18 protein-coding genes and 1 tRNA gene are annotated in these 15,645 nt (G+C 67.2%); 4 read left to right on the top strand and 15 right to left on the bottom strand.

The window, feature by feature from the left end; translation table 11 throughout:
* The first annotated feature begins 33 nt into the window (after window positions 1–33).
* A complete protein-coding gene (gene hisC, locus HHL13_RS20585; protein ID WP_169557779.1) occupies window positions 34–1,140 on the top strand; it encodes a histidinol-phosphate transaminase in 1,107 nt (368 codons plus the stop codon).
* Window positions 1,140–2,048 carry a prephenate/arogenate dehydrogenase family protein gene (locus tag HHL13_RS20580; RefSeq protein WP_169557778.1) on the top strand — a complete coding sequence of 303 codons (909 nt, stop codon included), beginning with the start codon at window positions 1,140–1,142 and terminating at the stop codon, window positions 2,046–2,048. The genes hisC and HHL13_RS20580 overlap by 1 nt, the downstream gene beginning before the upstream one ends.
* A gap of 24 nt (window positions 2,049–2,072) precedes the next feature.
* Here HHL13_RS20580 and HHL13_RS20575 read toward each other — a convergent pair whose 3' ends face one another.
* From HHL13_RS20575 to ftsE, 4 genes are read right to left on the bottom strand one after another with little or no spacing between them, the layout of a single operon-like run.
* Window positions 2,073–2,756: a lysophospholipid acyltransferase family protein gene (locus tag HHL13_RS20575; protein WP_169557777.1), complete on the bottom strand. Its 684-nt coding sequence runs from the start codon at window positions 2,754–2,756 to the stop codon at window positions 2,073–2,075.
* Entirely contained in the window at window positions 2,756–3,289 is a 534-nt protein-coding gene (locus HHL13_RS20570; RefSeq protein ID WP_346775611.1) for a YdcF family protein, read from the bottom strand. Before HHL13_RS20570 ends, HHL13_RS20575 begins: the two co-directional genes overlap by 1 nt.
* A complete protein-coding gene (locus HHL13_RS20565; RefSeq protein WP_169557776.1) occupies window positions 3,286–4,173 on the bottom strand; it encodes an FtsX-like permease family protein in 888 nt (295 codons plus the stop codon). The genes HHL13_RS20570 and HHL13_RS20565 overlap by 4 nt, the downstream gene beginning before the upstream one ends.
* On the bottom strand, window positions 4,170–4,877 hold the full coding sequence (gene ftsE / locus HHL13_RS20560; RefSeq protein ID WP_169557775.1) for a cell division ATP-binding protein FtsE: 708 nt from the start codon (window positions 4,875–4,877) through the stop codon (window positions 4,170–4,172). The genes HHL13_RS20565 and ftsE overlap by 4 nt, the downstream gene beginning before the upstream one ends.
* Before the next feature lie 117 nt (window positions 4,878–4,994).
* Between ftsE and HHL13_RS20555 the strand changes: the two genes are divergently transcribed.
* Window positions 4,995–5,750: an MJ0042-type zinc finger domain-containing protein gene (locus tag HHL13_RS20555; RefSeq protein WP_169557774.1), complete on the top strand. Its 756-nt coding sequence runs from the start codon at window positions 4,995–4,997 to the stop codon at window positions 5,748–5,750.
* 17 nt (window positions 5,751–5,767) lie between these two features.
* On the opposite strand, the gene HHL13_RS20550 is transcribed toward HHL13_RS20555, so the two are convergent.
* Complete coding sequence (locus HHL13_RS20550; RefSeq protein WP_169557773.1) at window positions 5,768–7,147, bottom strand: MATE family efflux transporter; 1,380 nt, start codon at window positions 7,145–7,147, stop codon at window positions 5,768–5,770.
* Window positions 7,148–7,275: 128 nt separating this feature from the next.
* On the opposite strand from HHL13_RS20550, the gene HHL13_RS20545 reads away from it, so the two are divergent.
* Window positions 7,276–7,362, top strand: a tRNA-Leu gene (locus tag HHL13_RS20545).
* 60 nt (window positions 7,363–7,422) lie between these two features.
* On the opposite strand, the gene HHL13_RS20540 is transcribed toward HHL13_RS20545, so the two are convergent.
* The 10 genes from HHL13_RS20540 to HHL13_RS20495 all read right to left on the bottom strand — a co-directional run bounded on the left by HHL13_RS20540 (window position 7,423) and on the right by HHL13_RS20495 (window position 15,577).
* Window positions 7,423–7,866, bottom strand: a complete 444-nt coding sequence (locus HHL13_RS20540; RefSeq protein ID WP_169557772.1) for a hypothetical protein — start codon at window positions 7,864–7,866, stop codon at window positions 7,423–7,425.
* A gap of 118 nt (window positions 7,867–7,984) precedes the next feature.
* Entirely contained in the window at window positions 7,985–9,181 is a 1,197-nt protein-coding gene (locus tag HHL13_RS20535) for an acetyl-CoA C-acyltransferase (RefSeq protein ID WP_169557771.1), read from the bottom strand.
* 28 nt (window positions 9,182–9,209) lie between these two features.
* Window positions 9,210–9,812, bottom strand: a complete 603-nt coding sequence (locus HHL13_RS20530; RefSeq protein WP_169557770.1) for a flavin reductase family protein — start codon at window positions 9,810–9,812, stop codon at window positions 9,210–9,212.
* Between the two features lie 4 nt (window positions 9,813–9,816).
* Window positions 9,817–10,602, bottom strand: a complete 786-nt coding sequence (locus HHL13_RS20525; RefSeq protein ID WP_169557769.1) for an enoyl-CoA hydratase/isomerase family protein — start codon at window positions 10,600–10,602, stop codon at window positions 9,817–9,819.
* On the bottom strand, window positions 10,599–11,498 hold the full coding sequence (locus HHL13_RS20520; RefSeq protein ID WP_169557768.1) for an amidohydrolase family protein: 900 nt from the start codon (window positions 11,496–11,498) through the stop codon (window positions 10,599–10,601). The genes HHL13_RS20525 and HHL13_RS20520 overlap by 4 nt, the downstream gene beginning before the upstream one ends.
* A gap of 2 nt (window positions 11,499–11,500) precedes the next feature.
* Window positions 11,501–12,136, bottom strand: coding sequence for a carboxymuconolactone decarboxylase family protein (locus HHL13_RS20515; protein ID WP_169557767.1), 636 nt, complete (start codon window positions 12,134–12,136; stop codon window positions 11,501–11,503).
* The gene (locus HHL13_RS20510) at window positions 12,133–13,365 is read right to left on the bottom strand and encodes a CaiB/BaiF CoA-transferase family protein (RefSeq protein WP_169557766.1); all 1,233 of its coding nucleotides are present in this window, start codon (window positions 13,363–13,365) and stop codon (window positions 12,133–12,135) included. The genes HHL13_RS20515 and HHL13_RS20510 overlap by 4 nt, the downstream gene beginning before the upstream one ends.
* A complete protein-coding gene (locus tag HHL13_RS20505; protein ID WP_169557765.1) occupies window positions 13,358–13,972 on the bottom strand; it encodes a glutathione S-transferase family protein in 615 nt (204 codons plus the stop codon). The genes HHL13_RS20510 and HHL13_RS20505 overlap by 8 nt, the downstream gene beginning before the upstream one ends.
* 124 nt (window positions 13,973–14,096) lie before the next feature.
* The gene (locus HHL13_RS20500) at window positions 14,097–14,714 is read right to left on the bottom strand and encodes a fumarate hydratase C-terminal domain-containing protein (RefSeq protein WP_206377143.1); all 618 of its coding nucleotides are present in this window, start codon (window positions 14,712–14,714) and stop codon (window positions 14,097–14,099) included.
* Window positions 14,714–15,577 carry a fumarate hydratase gene (locus tag HHL13_RS20495; RefSeq protein ID WP_206377142.1) on the bottom strand — a complete coding sequence of 288 codons (864 nt, stop codon included), beginning with the start codon at window positions 15,575–15,577 and terminating at the stop codon, window positions 14,714–14,716. Before HHL13_RS20495 ends, HHL13_RS20500 begins: the two co-directional genes overlap by 1 nt.
* Window positions 15,578–15,645 lie beyond the last annotated feature (68 nt).

Raw genomic sequence — 15,645 nt, 5'->3', positions numbered from 1 at the left:
CTATTGCGTAACCGTTCGGCCAAGCGGCGCGACATGACCGCACCTGTTCCCAAGCCCTGGATCATGGACATCGCCCCCTATATTCCGGGGCGCTCCACCACCGATGATGGCCGCAAGGTCATCAAGCTCTCGTCGAACGAGAATCCGCAGGGCACCTCGCCGGCCGCGCGCGCCGCGTTCGAATCCGCCGCGGGCAATCTCGAACGCTATCCCGACGCCAGCGGATCGGATCTGCGCGAGGCGCTGGCCGCCAAATACGGCCTCGATCCCGCACGGATCATCTACGGCAATGGCTCGGACGAGGTGCTGCACCTTGCCGCCGGCGCCTTCGCCGGTCCCGGCGACGAAGTGATCTACGTGAAGTACGGCTTCTCGGTGTACGACATCGCCGCGCGCCGGGTCGGCGCCACGCCGGTGATCGCGCCCGACAATGATTACGCGACCGATGTCGACGCGATCCTCGCGGCGGTCACCGACAAGACGAAGATCGTCTATGTCGCGAACCCGAACAACCCGACCGGCACCTATTCGACTCGCGCCGAGATCGCGCGGCTGCATGCGGGCCTGCGTCCCGACATCCTGCTCGTCCTCGATCACGCCTATGCCGAATATATCGAAGGCGATGCGGACGCCGAGGATGGCGGCATGGAACTGGCCGAAAGCGCATCGAACGTGCTGGTCACCCGCACCTTCTCGAAAATGTACGGTCTCGCCGCCGAACGCATCGGCTGGGGCTATGCCTCGTCGGCGATCATCGACGCGATGCACCGTATTCGCTTGCCCTTCTCGATCACCATCGCCGGCACCGCCGCCGCTTTGGCCGCGCTGGGCGACACCGAATTCGTCGCGCATTGCCGCGAACAGAATGCCCAGTGGCGCCGCTGGTTCACGCAGGAAATCACCAGCCTCGGCAATGCGGGTCTTCGCGCAGTGCCGAGCCAGGCCAATTTCGTGCTGGTGCTGTTCGAGGGCAAGCTGACTGCCGAAGCCGCCTATAAAGGGCTGATGGACGCCGGTTACATCGTTCGCTGGCTGCCGGGGCAGGGCCTGCCGCACGGTCTGCGCATCACCATCGGCACTGCGGAAGAGACGCAGGGCGTCGCCGCGGCGCTGCGCGATCTGGCCGGAAAGGCCGGCTGATGCTGCCCTTCGCGCGCGTGACGGTGATCGGACTGGGCCTGATCGGCTCGTCGATCGCGCGCGCGGTGAAGGCGCATATGCCCACGGTGCGGGTCACCGGCTATGACGCCGACGCGCAAGTCCGCGAGATCGCCACGCGGATCCAGCTGTGCGACGACATCACCGACACGCCCGGCGCGTCGGTGATCGATGCCGATCTGGTGATCCTGTGCGTCCCTGTCGGCGCGATGGGCGCGGCGGCGGCTTCGTTCGCCGACGATCTGCCCGCCGATGCGATCGTCAGCGATGTCGGCTCGTGCAAGGAAAGCGTGGTGACGGCGCTCACCGCCGCGCTGCCGAATGCCATTGTCATCCCCGCGCATCCGGTCGCGGGCACCGAGAATAGCGGCCCGGAGGCGGGCTTCGCTTCGCTGTTCCACAATCGCTGGTGCATCGTCACGCCGCCCGAAGGCGCGCAGCCCTTCGCGGTCGAACGCGTCCTCGAATTCTGGCGTCAGCTCGGCGCACAGGTCGAGACGATGGCGCCCGATCATCACGATCGCGTGCTGGCCGTCACCAGCCATCTGCCGCATCTGATCGCCTACACCATCGTCGGTACCGCTTCGGATCTCGAGGAAGTCACCCGCTCCGAAGTCATCAAATATTCCGCAGGCGGCTTTCGCGACTTCACCCGCATCGCTGCGTCGGATCCGACCATGTGGCGGGACGTGTTCCTCGCGAACAAGGACGCCGTGCTCGACATGCTCCAGCGCTTCTCCGAGGATCTCTCGGCGCTTCAGCGCGCGATCCGCTGGGGCAAGGGCGACGAATTGTTCGACCGGTTCACCGAAACCCGCGCGATCCGCCGATCGGTGATCGAGGAGGGCCAGGACGACAGCCGCCCCGATTTCGGCCGCTCGCACGATTGATCCGGCGGCTTCGGCCGGGCCGCATCAAACGTTCAGTTCGTTGATTGCCTTGTGCACCCGCGCTTCGATCTCGTCGCGCGGCAGGCCCGGCGGAATCGGTTCGCCGAACTTGAAGACCACGGTGCCGGGATGCTTCGGCCCGCTCTTGGGCCAGACATGCCCCGCGCGTACCGCCACCGGCACCACCGGCAAGCCGATCATCCGGTATAGCCCCGCGAATCCGGAAACGAGCTCGGGTTCCTCGCCTACCGGCACCCGCGTGCCCTCGGCAAAGATCAGCACCGGCCGGCCTTCGGCGATCGCGGCCTTGGCTTCCTTCATCATGCCGCGCAGCGCCGTCGCGCTTGCTGCCCGGTCGATCACGATGACGCCATAGCGGCGCGCGGCCCAGCCCCATACCGGGATGTTAGCCAGCTCGCGCTTCATCACCGTGGCCGGGGCCTTGAGCAGGCGGGTCAGCTCGACGGCTTCGTAGAGCGACTCGTGCTTGGCGGCGAAGAATACCGGGCCTTGCGGAATCTCGCCTTCGATCCGCTGGTCGATGCCCAGGATGGTTCGCGCCGACCAGCGCATCAGGGCGGCCCAGCCGTTGCACCAGTTGCGCATCGTCTTGCTGCCGAACAATGCGGCCACTGGTGAGAGCAGCACGATCGGCACCGACAGGCCATAAAAGAAGATCGAGAAGGCGATCGTGCGCAGCCAGTCCATCAACGCATTCCCAGCGTCAGCGCGGTCCAGCGCACCAGGAACTTGTGATATTCGCGCAGCAGCGTCATGAACCGCGGCGAGCTGCGCACCGGATCGCCGATCACTTCGATGTCGCCGCCCAGCTGGTTCGCCAGCTCGAGCCGGGCGCGGGGCATGTGCCAGTCCGACGTCACCAGCCGCACCGTCTTGTAGCCGTTGCGCCGCACCCAGGTCGCGGTTTCATCGGCGTTGGAGCGGGTGTTGACCGCTTCCCAGCCCAGATCGACGCAGCAGCGGAACAGGCGCGGCTCCTTATACTGGATGGCCAGCTCGTGCGGCTTCACTTCATGGCCCACGCCGCTGACCAGCATCCGCTTCGCCGCGCGCTCGCGCATCAGCTCCAGCCCGCGGTCGATCCGCCCCGGTGCGCCGGTCAGCACGACGATCGCGTCGGTCTTGTGCGATGGCTCGACCGGCTGGCCGAGCGACATCATGAAGAAGCCGAAGCCCAGCGCCCAGGCGATCAGGATAAGGGCGGCGAAACGCTTGATCACAGGGTCTTGCCCAGCTTGCGCAGCACAGCGATCCGCGCCGCGAAGGTGGCGAGCAAGGCGAAGCTCAGCGGCAGCAGCAGGAGCAGGAACCAGTCGCGCTGTTGCAACGCCACGCCGCTCATCAGTTCCGAACCCAGCGTGTCGATCCGCGACTGGAGGAACCACACCAGTCCCATCGCCGCCGCAGCGCCCACCGCGCCGCCGATCAGCGTGTCGAAGGCGATGCGCCGCTGAAACAGCCGGGCAATCTGGATGTCGGTCGAGCCCAGCATGTGGAGCACATCGATCGTGTCGCGGTGCGTGTCCAGCCCCGCGCGCGCGGCGAGCAATACCACCGCGCCGGTCGCGGTCGCCATCAGCAGCACCAGGCCGAGCGAAAGCCAGCTCAGGGTCGACAGGAAATTGCGCACCGGCGACAGCCATTGCGCGTGCCGGTCGATCCGCGCGCCGGGCACGATGCGCTTCGCCGCGCTCTCGGCCGCGGCCACCGCCGCATCGCCGCGCACATCGACGTCGATCATCGCCGGCATCGGCAGGTCGGGGTCGAGGCCGGCATCGCCCAGCCAGGGCTTGAGCAGTTCGGCCAGCCGCGCGCGATCGACTTCCGCGGCGCGCTGCACCCCCGGAACGGCGCGCAGGGCCTGCACCATGCGCGCGGCCTGCTGGTCGCGCTGCTGGGCGTCGGGTTCGATGATCTGCACCGTGAGGCGGCCCGAAAGCTGGCGGTCGAGCTGTGCGGTCGCGGCGAACATGCCCAGCCCCAGCGCGCCGGAAAGCACGGTGAGGAACAGCATGATCGACATGATCCAGGTCATCGCGCGGGTGCGCTTGCCTTCGTCGAGCAGGCGCCGGTCGGGCGCATTGGGGTTCAGGCTGAACTTCATGCCGCCCCGCTAGCTGGCGGATGCCTCAGCGCGCCGGTCGGGTCGTTGAGATGCCCCTTCTCCAGCCGCATCATCCGCGCGTTGGGGATCCGGTTGAGCAAGTGGAAATCGTGCGTCGCCACCACCACGGTGGTGCCCAGCCGGTTGAGCGAGTCGAACAGGTGCAGCAGCCGCTCGGCCATGTCGGGATCGACGTTGCCGGTCGGTTCGTCGGCGACCAGCACTTCGGGACGGCCGATCACCGCGCGGGCAATGGCGATGCGCTGCTGCTCACCGCCCGAAAGCGTCGTCGGCAGCGCCCTGCCGCGATCGGTCAGTCCCACCCAGGCCAGCATCTCGCGCACCGGCGCTTCGATATCGCTTTCGGGCATCCCCGCGACGCGCAGCGGCAGGGCGATATTGTCATAGGCCGAAAGGTGCGGGACCAGCCGGAAGTCCTGAAACACTACGCCGATGCGTCGGCGAAAGCCGGGCAGGCGGGTACGCGGCAGGGACCCGGCATCCTCGCCGAACAGCCGGATCGTCCCTCGCGTCGGCCGCTGGGCGAGATAGAGCAATTTGAGCAGCGAGGTCTTGCCCGCGCCCGAAGGGCCGGTGAGGAAATAGAACGACCCCGAAGTCAGCGTGAAATTGATGTCGGACAGGGTTTCGTCGCCCGTGCCGTAGCGCAGGCCGACATTCTCGAACTGGACGATATTGGCCATTCGTTCCCTGAGCCCGACCCCGTGGCGGAGAGCCATCGCATAGCCATTCACAGGTCTCAAGCATGTCCGATGTTTCCGACTCTTGCAGCCCGAGTCGCTTAGTGCTTATGATTCGCCATGATCCTCGAATGCAGCCAGTGCCGGACCCGGTATCTCGTTCCCGACAGCGCCATCGGCGCAGAGGGCCGCACGGTGCGCTGCGCCAGCTGCAAGCATAGCTGGTTCCAGGCGCCGCAGGTCCTCGATCTCGCGACCCGTGCGTCGCCGGCCGACGTGAAGGCCGAAGCGCGCAAGCCGCTGCCCAATTACCCCGCCGCCGAGCCCCAGCCCGCGCCGCGCGCCACGACCAAGGCGGCGCCGCGCGTGTTCGTCGACGATTCGCTGCCCGATCCCGCCAATGGCTATGACCCGTTCGCGCCCGAGCCGCCGTTCAAGCCGCGCAGGAATCCCGCGAAGAAATGGACTGCGGCGGCGTTCGTCGCCGGTTTCTCGATGCTGCTGGGCACCGGCGCCATCCTCTATTCGGGCGCGCCGGGCATCGCGGCTTCGCTCGGCCTCGGGCTGGGCGAGATCGAGACGCCGCTGCGCTTCGCCGAGAAGAAGGATGTCGAGCGCCGCACGCCGCCCGGCGGCGGCGAGCTGTTCGCGGTTTCGGGCAAGGTGGTGAACCCCACCGGCACGAGGCAGCACGTGCCCGATATCCGCGTCGAACTGCGCGATTCAGCGGGTCAGCTGGTCGATAGCTGGCGGATCACCCCCGAAGTGCGCAGCCTCGATCCGAACGCGTCGATCGATTTCAACAGCGCGAAGCTCAACATCCCCGCCAACGTCCGGATCGTCGAATTCAGCTTCGCGAGCGAAATCGGCGGCTGACGCGTTTGCTGTCGAGTTCAGCTTCGCTGAGCGGACTGGCGCAGAGCCCGTTTCAGCCTAGCTGAAACCAGAAACAACCTTCCCCCGTGCAACGCAGCGGCGGCGAGCATCCCGATGCCTGAGGCATAGACCAGCGCGAACGCGCCATAGCCCAGATGCACGAGCAGCACTCCCGCGCCGCCGGTGATGACGAAAAAGGCGATGATGCTGTTCACCCCCGCAGCGACCTGATCGCCGAGCGAGCGCAGCGCATAGACGAACACCACCTGCACCCCGTCGAACAGGATGAACGGCGCCCAGGGGATCAGCATCGCCGCCGCCAGCGCGTGAACCGGCTCGATCGCCGGGAACAACCCGACGATGGTGACCGGCATCACCAGCAGCGCCAGCGCCTGAAGCCCGATCGCGATCGCGGAGATGCCGGCGGCGATCCCCGCGCGCCACGCCGCCTGTTCGGGCACGCCCTCGCCCACCGCATTGCCCGCGCGCACGCCAGCTGCCGAACCGAGGCCCAGCGCGATAGCGAAGGTCAGGTTATGGATCGAGAACACGATCTGGAACGCGTGGGTCGTCACGTCGCCCAGCTGGGTCGAAAGCGCGATCAGGATCGAGAAGCCCGCCAGTTCCAGCCCTGATGCGAGGCCCGGCACGAACCCGAACTTCGCCAGCGCCACCGCGCCCGCGCGCGTTTTCGGGGTCCACAACCGGTTGAGCGCGTGGACTCCGCGCGCCCTTGCGTCGGGCAGCGTCCACGCCGCGCCCAGCATCCCGACCGCGCCGATCGCCGATGCGATCGCCGTCGCTGCGGCCGCGCCCGCCGCACCCATCACCGGCAGGCCCAGATGCCCGCCCGACATCGCCCAGGCGAGGACAGCGTTGAGCGGCAGGATCGACAGATTGACCACCGCCACCCGCCGCGGCCGGCTGACCCCTTCGAGGAAGAAGCTCGCCGCGACGATCATCAGCTGGAACGGATAGGCAAAGGCCATCACCTGCACGACATGCGCGGCGCCCGGCACGATATGCGCGTCGACGCCGAGCCCGGCCAGCATCGGCGTGGCCAGCGCGAAAAGGATCACCGCGCTGACGATCCCCAGCGCGGCCGCCAGCAACAGACCCTCGTGGAATACGCGCCCCGTCCCCGGCAAATCCTTCGCCCCGTCGGCGCGCGAGACATGGACGAGGATGCCCGACAGCGCGCCGATCGCGATGACGATCCCGATAAAGGTCAGCGCGCGGCTGGCGCCCAGATAGGCGACCTCGCCGGTGCCGGTCAGCCCGACGACGATCACGTCGGTGACGTGCAGGATCGTCCAGTTCAGGCTGGTCAGCACCACCGGCCATGCCAGAGCGAGGATCTTGCGCGTCTCGGCGGTAAGGGCGGGGGAGAGGCGCATGGGCCGGCCGCCCTAGCCGTAACCGTGATTTTCCGCAAAGTGCGTCGCAACGGTTGCCAGCCCCGATCCGCTTTGCTAGGGGCCGCTGCCTTACCAGCCTCCGGCGCTCGTCCGGTGGGGTTTCACGTGCGGTCGTGGCGGAACTGGTAGACGCGCAACGTTGAGGTCGTTGTGGCCGAAAGGCCGTGGAAGTTCGAGTCTTCTCGACCGCACCACTCTCCCCAGAAAGGCTAGTCCGGGGTCTCGTGATCGAGACCCCGCAGCGGCGCGGGGCGCTATTCCGCGATGGTCATGCGTTGCAGACCGAATTTGCTGTCGCTTTGAATGACCGCTTCCATCAGCGCGTTCATCTTGACGAGCGCTTGGTCGGTCAGAACCACCTGTACGCACTTGCGGTTGCTGGCCAGCGTCCGCCGTTCGATCCAGCCATCCTCGGTGAGCTTCTGGAGCCAGCGCAGCCCGGTCGTCGGCGCGACATTCCCGGCGGTGGATGCGGCGGTGACGTGGAGCGCGCGTCCCTTCAGATGCTCCAGATAGACCAGCAGCAATATGTCCCAGGCAGGATCCTGAAAATAGGCGATCCCGAGCGCCGAGCGCCGCAAATTGCTTGCGCGCGTCCATGCCTGGGCCACGGTGATACGCTGCTTGTCGGTGAATGTCGGGGTGGCGGGGGCGTCGGGCACCTTCCGCGGCAGCGATTCCGGCGTCTCTTCGGCCATCTGCTGCACTCTCCCCCAAAGCTCCAGTCTATCCTAAATCATTCAAATATCATCTCATTTGCTAGAATAAATTGCTCCAGAATGGAGCACGCACCGTCGAAAGCTGTGGGCGAAACGCTCAGACGATCTCGAACAGCCCGGCCGCGCCCATGCCGCCCGCGGTGCACATCGTCGCGACGACATAGCGTACGCCGCGCTTCTTCCCCTCGATCAGCGCATGGCCCAGCACCCGCGATCCGCTCATCCCGAACGGGTGGCCGATCGCGATCGCGCCGCCATTGACGTTGAACCGCTCGGGATCGATGCCCAGCGTGTCGCGGCAATACAGCGCCTGGCTGGCGAACGCTTCGTTCAACTCCCACAGCCCGATATCCTCGACCTTCAGCCCGGCGCGGGCGAGCAGCTTGGGCACCGCGAACACCGGTCCGATCCCCATCTCCTCGGGCGCGCACCCAGCCGCCTGGAAGCCGCGATAGATGCCCAGCACCGGCAGGCCCTCGGCTTCGGCGGTCGCCCGGTCCATCACCAGCTGCGCCGATGCGCCGTCGGAAAGCTGGCTGGCATTGCCGGCGGTAATATATTTGCCCTCGGCGATCACCTGCCCGTCCTTCCACACCGGCTTGAGCGCGGCGAGCGCCTCTGCGGTGGTGCCGGGGCGGATGCCCTCGTCCTGCGTGGCGGTCACCCGCTCGGTGCCCAGGCTGTTGCCCGCCTTGTCGAACAGTGCCTTTTCCACCGTAATCGGCACGATCTCCTCGGCGAACGCGCCTGACGCCAGCCCGGCAGCGGCGCGCTGCTGGCTCTGCGCGGCATAATCGTCCTGCCGCTCGCGGCTGATGCCATATCGTTCGGCGACGATCTCTGCGGTCTCGATCATCGCCATATAGGCGTGCGGCTGGTTCGCGGTGACCGACTGGTTGACGAAGCGCGGTGCGTCCTTGGTCACCGTCTGGCTGATTGCTTCCATCCCGCCCGAAAGCGCGACGTCGATATCGCCCGCGATGATCGATCGCGCCGCCAGCGCCAGCGTCGTCAGGCTGGAGGCGCATTTGCGGTCGAGGGTGAAGCCCGGCACCTCCAACGGCAGATTGGCCGCGAACGCCGCCATCCGCCCGGCATTGGCGCCGGTCGTGCCCCATTGATTGCCCACACCCCAGAAGATGTCGTCCACCCGCGCCGGATCGATCCCCGCCCGCGCGATCGCCGCGTTCAGCACATGGCCGGCTAGCACCGGCGCTTCGGTCGCGTTGAAATAGCCGCGATAGGCCTTGCCGACCGGGGTCCGGGCCGTGCTGACGATGGCGGCTTCGCGCATGATGATCCTCTCTGTGCAGTCGTTCGGTTCAGAGCCGTTCGATCCGGAATGGCTCGTCCGCTCTAAGATAATATTCGGCACCATGCATCCGCGCGATCACATCCAGCGCGGTCGCGTCGATCCGCCCGCTATTATCCAGAATGGCATGATCGTCGACATGGATGGCGAGGATATCGCCCAGCACGATCGCACGTCCCGCTTCGATGTCGATCAGCTGGCGCAACCGGCACTCATAGGCGACCGGCGATCCGGCGATGCGCGGCGGCGCGACATGGTGCGACGGCAGCGTGTCGAGCCCCGCCAGCGCGATCTCGTCGGCCGATGGCGGGTGCGGCGCGCCGGTGCGGTTCATCGCATCGCCCAGCGCATACGGCACGAGGTTGACCACGAACTCGCCGCTGGCGCGGATATTGGCCATCGTATCCTTGGGGCTGGCATCGGCGCGCGGCTGCATCCCGATCGCCAGCACCGGCGGCCAGGAACACATTGCGTTGAAGAAGGAAAAGGGTGCGGCGTTGCGCGTCCCGTCGGCCGCCTGCGTCACGATCCAGGCGATAGGACGCGGCACGACCGTCGCAGTGACCAGCCGCGCGCATTTGACCGCGTCCAGCTCCGCGACGTCGAACCGCATCGGCTCAGCGGCCGTGGAAGACCGGCTTGCGCTTCTCGCGGAAGGCAGCGAGCGCTTCCTTCGTGTCATCGGTATCGGCCAGCGTCGCGGTCTGGGTCTGCTCGTAGCGATAGCCGTCGCGCAGCGGCATTTCCTCGGTCAGCCCGAACGAACGCTTCGCCGCGACCACCGCCAGCGGCACCTTGGCAGCGATCTGCGCGGCGATCGCCTGCGCCTCGGGCAGCAACTGCTCCAGCGGCACACAGGCCGAAGCCACGTTCATCCGGTACAGTTCCGGCCCGCTGATCCGACGCGCGGTGTAAATCATCAGCCGCGCGTCCGAAGGGCTGAACGACCGCAGCACATGGCGCACGCCGCCCGCGAGGCCATAATCGACTTCGGTCATCGACAGGAACGCATTCTCCGACACCAGCAAGATGTCGCTGACGAGCGCCAGCACGCAGCCCGCGCCGATCGCCGCGCCGTTCACTGCCGCGATCACCGGCTTGGGGCATTCCATCACCACGTCGAACGCCGCGCGGACCAGCCGGTTGTGCCGCGAATAGCCGCCCGGCTCCTCGGCGATCGCCGCGCGCTCGGACAGATCGGCCCCTGCCGAGAAGGTCTTGCCTTCGCCGGTCAGAACGATCGCGCGCACGTCACGGTCGAGGCCGAGTATGTCGAAGATGCGGATGATCTCGTCGCGGAACTGGCGCCCCTGCGCATTCACCGGCGGCGCGGTGATCGTCACCGTCGCGACCTGGTCCGCGATCTCGACGCGGAACTTCTCCAGCTGCTCGAGCCCCTTCATCCTGCTTCTCCTTCACGCGGCGGCAGGCCGTAGAGCCGCGCCGGATTATCCACCAATATCGCCTCGCGCACCGTCGGGTCCGCCGTCCAGTTCGCAAACAAGTCGACCATCCTGCCCGCATCGGGTGCCGGGTCCAGCCGGACATAAGGCCAGTCCGATCCCCAGATCAGCCGCTCGGGCGCTGCCTCGACCAGCGCGTCATGGAACGGGCGCACATCGCCATAGTCCGCCGACGCGCCAAAGAAGCGGCACAGGGTCAGCTTCACCCAGATATCGCCGCCCAGCATATGATCGACGATGGTGCGAAACGCCGGATCGCCTGCCCCGCGCACCCGGTCGGGCGACGCCATATGATCGAGCACCAGCGGCAGGCCGAGCGTCAGCAGCTCGGGCAGCGCTTCGGCATATTGATCCGCGCTCGCCCAGAGCTGCGCGTGCAACCCATGCTCGCGCATCCGCGGCGCGAGGACCCGCAAAGCGTCGAAACCGATGCTCCCCGGATAGCGCCCGCCTCCCGGCGCGCGCATCTCGACGAAGCGCAGCCCGACGATTCCGCGCGCGGCCCAGTCGGCGAGAGTCGCATCGGTTACCTCGGGCGAAGCGACTGCCACTCCGCAAAGCGCACCGTTCGATCCTTCGATCGCTGCCAGCATCGCCGAGGGATCGTCGCCATAGGGAGCCGGCTGGGTAAGCACGCCATACGCAACGCCGAGCGTCTCGCGGAAGGCCTTGTGGATGTCGGGCGGCGCGTCGGGCAGCGCATAGACCGATGCCTGGTGCGGCGGAAACCGGTCGAACGGGCCGAAGACATGGCTGTGCGCATCGACCGCGCCCGCCGGCAACGCCAGCGCCGGCCGCGACAGGGCTGGCGCGGCGACGGTCTCGACGTCGCGCATGGTCAGGCGGCCTGCTGGCCCGGCGGCAGATCGATCAGCGCATCCGATCGCGGCAGCGGCTCGGCGACATCGTCGGGCACCGGGATATGGTGCGCGTTCAGCGTCATCGCGACGAGGGTGTAATATCCGATCACCGCCGTCAGCTCGACCACGCCGCGTACGCCCCAGCGCGCTTCGATCGCTTCGTGGAGCGCATCGGAAACCTGTCCGCTCTGCTGCAGCGTGCGCGCATATTCATAGACTTCGAACTCGGCATCGTCGCGGAACACCGGCGAACGGCATTGCCGGATCGCTTCGATCAGCTCGGCGTCGAGCCCGGCATCGGCGGCGGCCTGGGCATGGACATACCATTCGACCTGGCTCGACCAGCGCCGCCCGCAGACGAGGATCGCAAGTTCGTTGAGCGTCTTGGGCAGCACCGTGCTGAAGCGGAGATACTCGCCGAAGCGCGACCACAGCACCGCCAGATCGGGGCTGTGGATCGCCGCGAGCAGCGGCCCGACCATCCGTCCGCGCGGCCCGGCGATCACCGATTCATGGACGCGGCGCTGTTCGGGCGACATCTCGTCCACCCGCAACAGGGGTACGCGTGACGTGGCGCGTGTCGCGTGACCCGCGCCGGTTGAAACCAGATTCATATGATTCCCCGGTTGGCGAGCGCCCCGCGCTCAGCCTGAGTGATTCCGATTTCCGCGAGTATTTCGTGCGAATGCTCGCCCAGCAGCGGCGGCGCGCGGTCGAAGCGCAGCGGCGCTTGCGCGAACCGCATCGGGCTGACCACCTGCGGCACCGTGCCCGAAAGCGGATGCGGCAAGCCGCGCAGCATCCCGCGATGCTTCAGCTGCGCATCCTCGAACACTTGCGGCACGGTGTTGATCGGCGCGGCGGGAACGCCGGCCTTTTCCAGCGCCGCGACGATCTCGTCCTTGGCGAAGCGCGCGAACTCGACGGTCAGCAGCGCGGTCAGCTCGGCATTGGCGCGCACCCGTGCCGCATTGGTCGAAAAGCGCGCGTCGGACGCCCATTCCTCGCGCCCCAGCACGCGGCACAAAGTCGCGAACTGCCCGTCGTTTCCAACCGCCAGCACGAAATGTCCGTCGGCACAGGCGAACACGTCCTGCGGCTGGATATTGGGATGGCGGTTGCCGCCGCGTGCCGGCGCCGTGCCCGATACGAGGAAGTTCATCGCCTGATTGGCGAGGAACGCCGCCGAGACGTCGAGCATCGCCAAGTCGATCGTGTCGCCCTCGCCGGTTTCGGAACGCCGGGCCAGCGCCGCGAGGATCGCGACCGCCGCATACATGCCGGTCATCAGGTCGACGATCGGTACGCCCACCTTCTGCGGTCCGCCGCCGGGCATGTCGTCGCGCTCGCCGGTGACGCTCATCAGCCCGCCCATCGCCTGGATCGCGAAGTCGTACGCCGCCTGCTCGGCGCGCGGCCCGTCCTGACCGAAGCCGGTGACCGAGCAATAGATCAGCCGAGGGTTGATCGCGCGCAGCGACCCCGCGTCGAGGCCATAGCGCGCCAGCGCGCCGACCTTGAAATTCTCGATCACGACATCGGCCGTTTCGGCGAGCTTGCGCACGATCGCCTGACCCTCGGGCGATCCGATATCGAGCGCCAGCGATCGCTTGCCGCGATTGACCGACAGATAATAGCCCGCTTCGCGCGTCGGGTTGCCGTCGCTGTCGTTCAGGAAGGGCGGCCCCCAGCTGCGCGTATCGTCGCCCGCCCCCGGCCGCTCGACCTTGATCACGTCCGCGCCCAGATCGGCGAGCATCTGCGTCGCCCAGGGGGCGGCCATGATCCGGCCGAGATCGAGCACGCGGAGATGCGAGAGCGGCCCGGTGCGTTCCTCAGCCATCGGTAACCGCCGTCGCCTGCGCCGAGGGTCGCGCACTGAACGTTTCGTGCCATGCGGCGAGCGCGGGCCGCCCGGTGCGCCACCCCAGATTGGCGAAGCGGAAATCGAGATAGGACAGGCAGCAGCCCACCGCGATGTGGCCGATGCCGAAGCTCGCGGCGGCCATTGCGGGGGCATATTCCTCCAGCCGGTCGAGCGAGAGCGCGGTCTTCGCGGCGAAGGCGTTCAGCCACACGTCGAACTGGATGCCCGGATCCTTCTCGCGCTCGTTGCGCCACAGGATCACCATGTCGAGCAGCCCGTCGCCCAGCGAGTGCCACAGCAATTGCGCCCAGCGATCGGGTCCCGGCGCGGGGAACAGGATGCCGCCGCCCGCGAGATGATCGAAATATTCGCAGATCGTCAACGAGTCATACAGCGGCGATCCATCGGGCAGCACCAGAGTGGGGATCTTGGAAAGCGGATTGTCGGGCAGCAGGTCCGGGTTCGGCCGCAGCATCGTCGTGACGGTGCGCACCCGGTCGATCTCGCCATCGAGACCGAGTTCGTGCGCCGCGATCATCACCTTGCGCACGAAAGGCGACTTGGGCGACCAGTGCATCGTCATTCGTTTCGGCGGCTGCCCGGTCATCCTAACCCCAAAGTCTGTTCTTATGGCCTTTTGTATATTAGGCCAGCCGCTCCCGTCAACGGTGTGGCCGCTTCAATATTGAATTCGGGCGTTTTGCCCGTCAGCTTCCGGCGCGGTCGCGCGCCAGCATCGCCATCAATTCGGGCAGCCGCGCCTCGGCATCGCCCCGCAATTTCGAATAGAGGCTGTCCCCGTGCGAATCGATCCCCACGGTCAGCGGGCCGAGGCTGCGCACGCGCAGCTTCACCAGCCGGTAATGCGCGACCAGATCGTCCCAGCCGACCGCGCTCACCGATTCGATCGCCGCCGACAGCAGCTGGCATCCTCCGCCCAGGAACGAGAGATAGGCGCAGCCCGTCTCCTGCATCGCCTTGGCCGACGCATCGTCCAGCCCGCCCTTGCCGCCGACCAGCCGCAGGTCGAGCGCGCGGATGAAGTCGGGCATATAGGCGTTGAACCGCGTGCTCGTGGTCGGGTTCATATATCGTACGCGCAGGCCCTCGGGCGTGTCCTCGCTATAGCTGCCCAGATGGAACAGCGTGCCGCCCGCCAGCGGGAAGGGCAGGTCGCGCTCCCCCGCGATCGCCTCGCGGATGCGCTGGTGCGTCGGCAGGCCCGCAGTGATCGCGATTTCGCCCGACAGCGTCACGAGGTCGCCCGCGCGAAGCTCGGCCACGTCCGCTTTCGTCAGCGGCAGCTGGAGATGGTGCGTCCGCATCACTCCACGCGCTCCACCCGCCCATCGGCATGGATCCGCGCCTGCGTCCGCCGGTTGATCCAGCAGTTGAAGCACACCGCGACCGGCGTGAAACCGTGCCCGGCGCTGTAGTCGATATGCACCGCCAGCGCGGTCGTATCCCCGCCCGTCCCCATCGGCCCGAAGCCGGTGGCGTTGACCGCGCGGGTCAGCCGTTCCTCCATCGCCGCCAGCACCGGCTCGGGGTTGGTCGATCCGATGTGCCGCAGCGTGCTGTTCTTGGCGAGCTTGGCCGCCTGGTCGAACGTGCCGCCGATGCCCACGCCGATCACCACCGGCGGGCAATGCTGCGATCCCGCGGCCAGCACGCACCGCATCACATATTCCTCGATCTCTTCGAGGCTGGGGAAAGTGAAGATCTCCAGCGCCGCCCAGCGGCCCGATCCCAGCGCCTTGGGCTGGCAGATGATGTCGATCGTGTCGCTGTCGACCACGTCGAAGCTGATCAGCGGCATGTCCTTGCCATGATAGCTCCGCTCGTTGGTCAGCGGATTGGTGACATGTTTGAGCAAAGGCGGGTCGATTCGCTGCACCAGCGCGTCGAACCCCTCGCGGATCGCCGCTTTCACGTCACCGGTGAACCCGCATCGCGTACCGTACTTCACGAAATAGACCGGCACCCCATTGTCGGAGCAGACATAGCCCTTGTTGCTCGCCGCGCGCTCGGCGCTGTTGAGCATCATCGTCAGCGTGCTGCGCGCGACTTCGCTCGTCTCGGTCTCGCGCGCCGCGCGGATGCCGGCCAGCGCATCCTCGGGCACCGCGCGCAGCGACCAGTCGTACAGCGCAGCGGTCAGGTCGCGAATGGCTTCATGCGTGATCATCGTCGTTCCGGAACCCCGTTTCCCGTTGCTCGCGCCGGGTCCAGAACCTCTAGACCCGGCGGCCACGC

Source organism: Sphingomonas sp. G-3-2-10 (genome assembly GCF_012927115.1).
GTDB lineage: Bacteria > Pseudomonadota > Alphaproteobacteria > Sphingomonadales > Sphingomonadaceae > Sphingomonas.
The sequence above is the reverse complement of the archived record's forward strand: the minus strand, read 5'-3'. Positions and strand labels throughout refer to the sequence as shown.

Excerpts from the sequence above, each read along its gene's own strand:
- hisC (WP_169557779.1), top strand. The coding sequence starts at position 34 with ATGACCGCACCTGTTCCCAAGCCCTGGATCATGGACATCGCCCCCTAT.
- HHL13_RS20580 (WP_169557778.1), top strand. The coding sequence starts at position 1,140 with ATGCTGCCCTTCGCGCGCGTGACGGTGATCGGACTGGGCCTGATCGGC.
- HHL13_RS20575 (WP_169557777.1), bottom strand. The coding sequence starts at position 2,756 with ATGGACTGGCTGCGCACGATCGCCTTCTCGATCTTCTTTTATGGCCTG.
- HHL13_RS20565 (WP_169557776.1), bottom strand. The coding sequence starts at position 4,173 with ATGAAGTTCAGCCTGAACCCCAATGCGCCCGACCGGCGCCTGCTCGAC.
- ftsE (WP_169557775.1), bottom strand. The coding sequence starts at position 4,877 with ATGGCCAATATCGTCCAGTTCGAGAATGTCGGCCTGCGCTACGGCACG.
- HHL13_RS20555 (WP_169557774.1), top strand. The coding sequence starts at position 4,995 with ATGATCCTCGAATGCAGCCAGTGCCGGACCCGGTATCTCGTTCCCGAC.
- HHL13_RS20550 (WP_169557773.1), bottom strand. The coding sequence starts at position 7,147 with ATGCGCCTCTCCCCCGCCCTTACCGCCGAGACGCGCAAGATCCTCGCT.
- HHL13_RS20540 (WP_169557772.1), bottom strand. The coding sequence starts at position 7,866 with ATGGCCGAAGAGACGCCGGAATCGCTGCCGCGGAAGGTGCCCGACGCC.
- HHL13_RS20535 (WP_169557771.1), bottom strand. The coding sequence starts at position 9,181 with ATGCGCGAAGCCGCCATCGTCAGCACGGCCCGGACCCCGGTCGGCAAG.
- HHL13_RS20530 (WP_169557770.1), bottom strand. The coding sequence starts at position 9,812 with ATGCGGTTCGACGTCGCGGAGCTGGACGCGGTCAAATGCGCGCGGCTG.
- HHL13_RS20525 (WP_169557769.1), bottom strand. The coding sequence starts at position 10,602 with ATGAAGGGGCTCGAGCAGCTGGAGAAGTTCCGCGTCGAGATCGCGGAC.
- HHL13_RS20520 (WP_169557768.1), bottom strand. The coding sequence starts at position 11,498 with ATGCGCGACGTCGAGACCGTCGCCGCGCCAGCCCTGTCGCGGCCGGCG.
- HHL13_RS20515 (WP_169557767.1), bottom strand. The coding sequence starts at position 12,136 with ATGAATCTGGTTTCAACCGGCGCGGGTCACGCGACACGCGCCACGTCA.
- HHL13_RS20510 (WP_169557766.1), bottom strand. The coding sequence starts at position 13,365 with ATGGCTGAGGAACGCACCGGGCCGCTCTCGCATCTCCGCGTGCTCGAT.
- HHL13_RS20505 (WP_169557765.1), bottom strand. The coding sequence starts at position 13,972 with ATGACGATGCACTGGTCGCCCAAGTCGCCTTTCGTGCGCAAGGTGATG.
- HHL13_RS20500 (WP_206377143.1), bottom strand. The coding sequence starts at position 14,714 with ATGCGGACGCACCATCTCCAGCTGCCGCTGACGAAAGCGGACGTGGCC.
- HHL13_RS20495 (WP_206377142.1), bottom strand. The coding sequence starts at position 15,577 with ATGATCACGCATGAAGCCATTCGCGACCTGACCGCTGCGCTGTACGAC.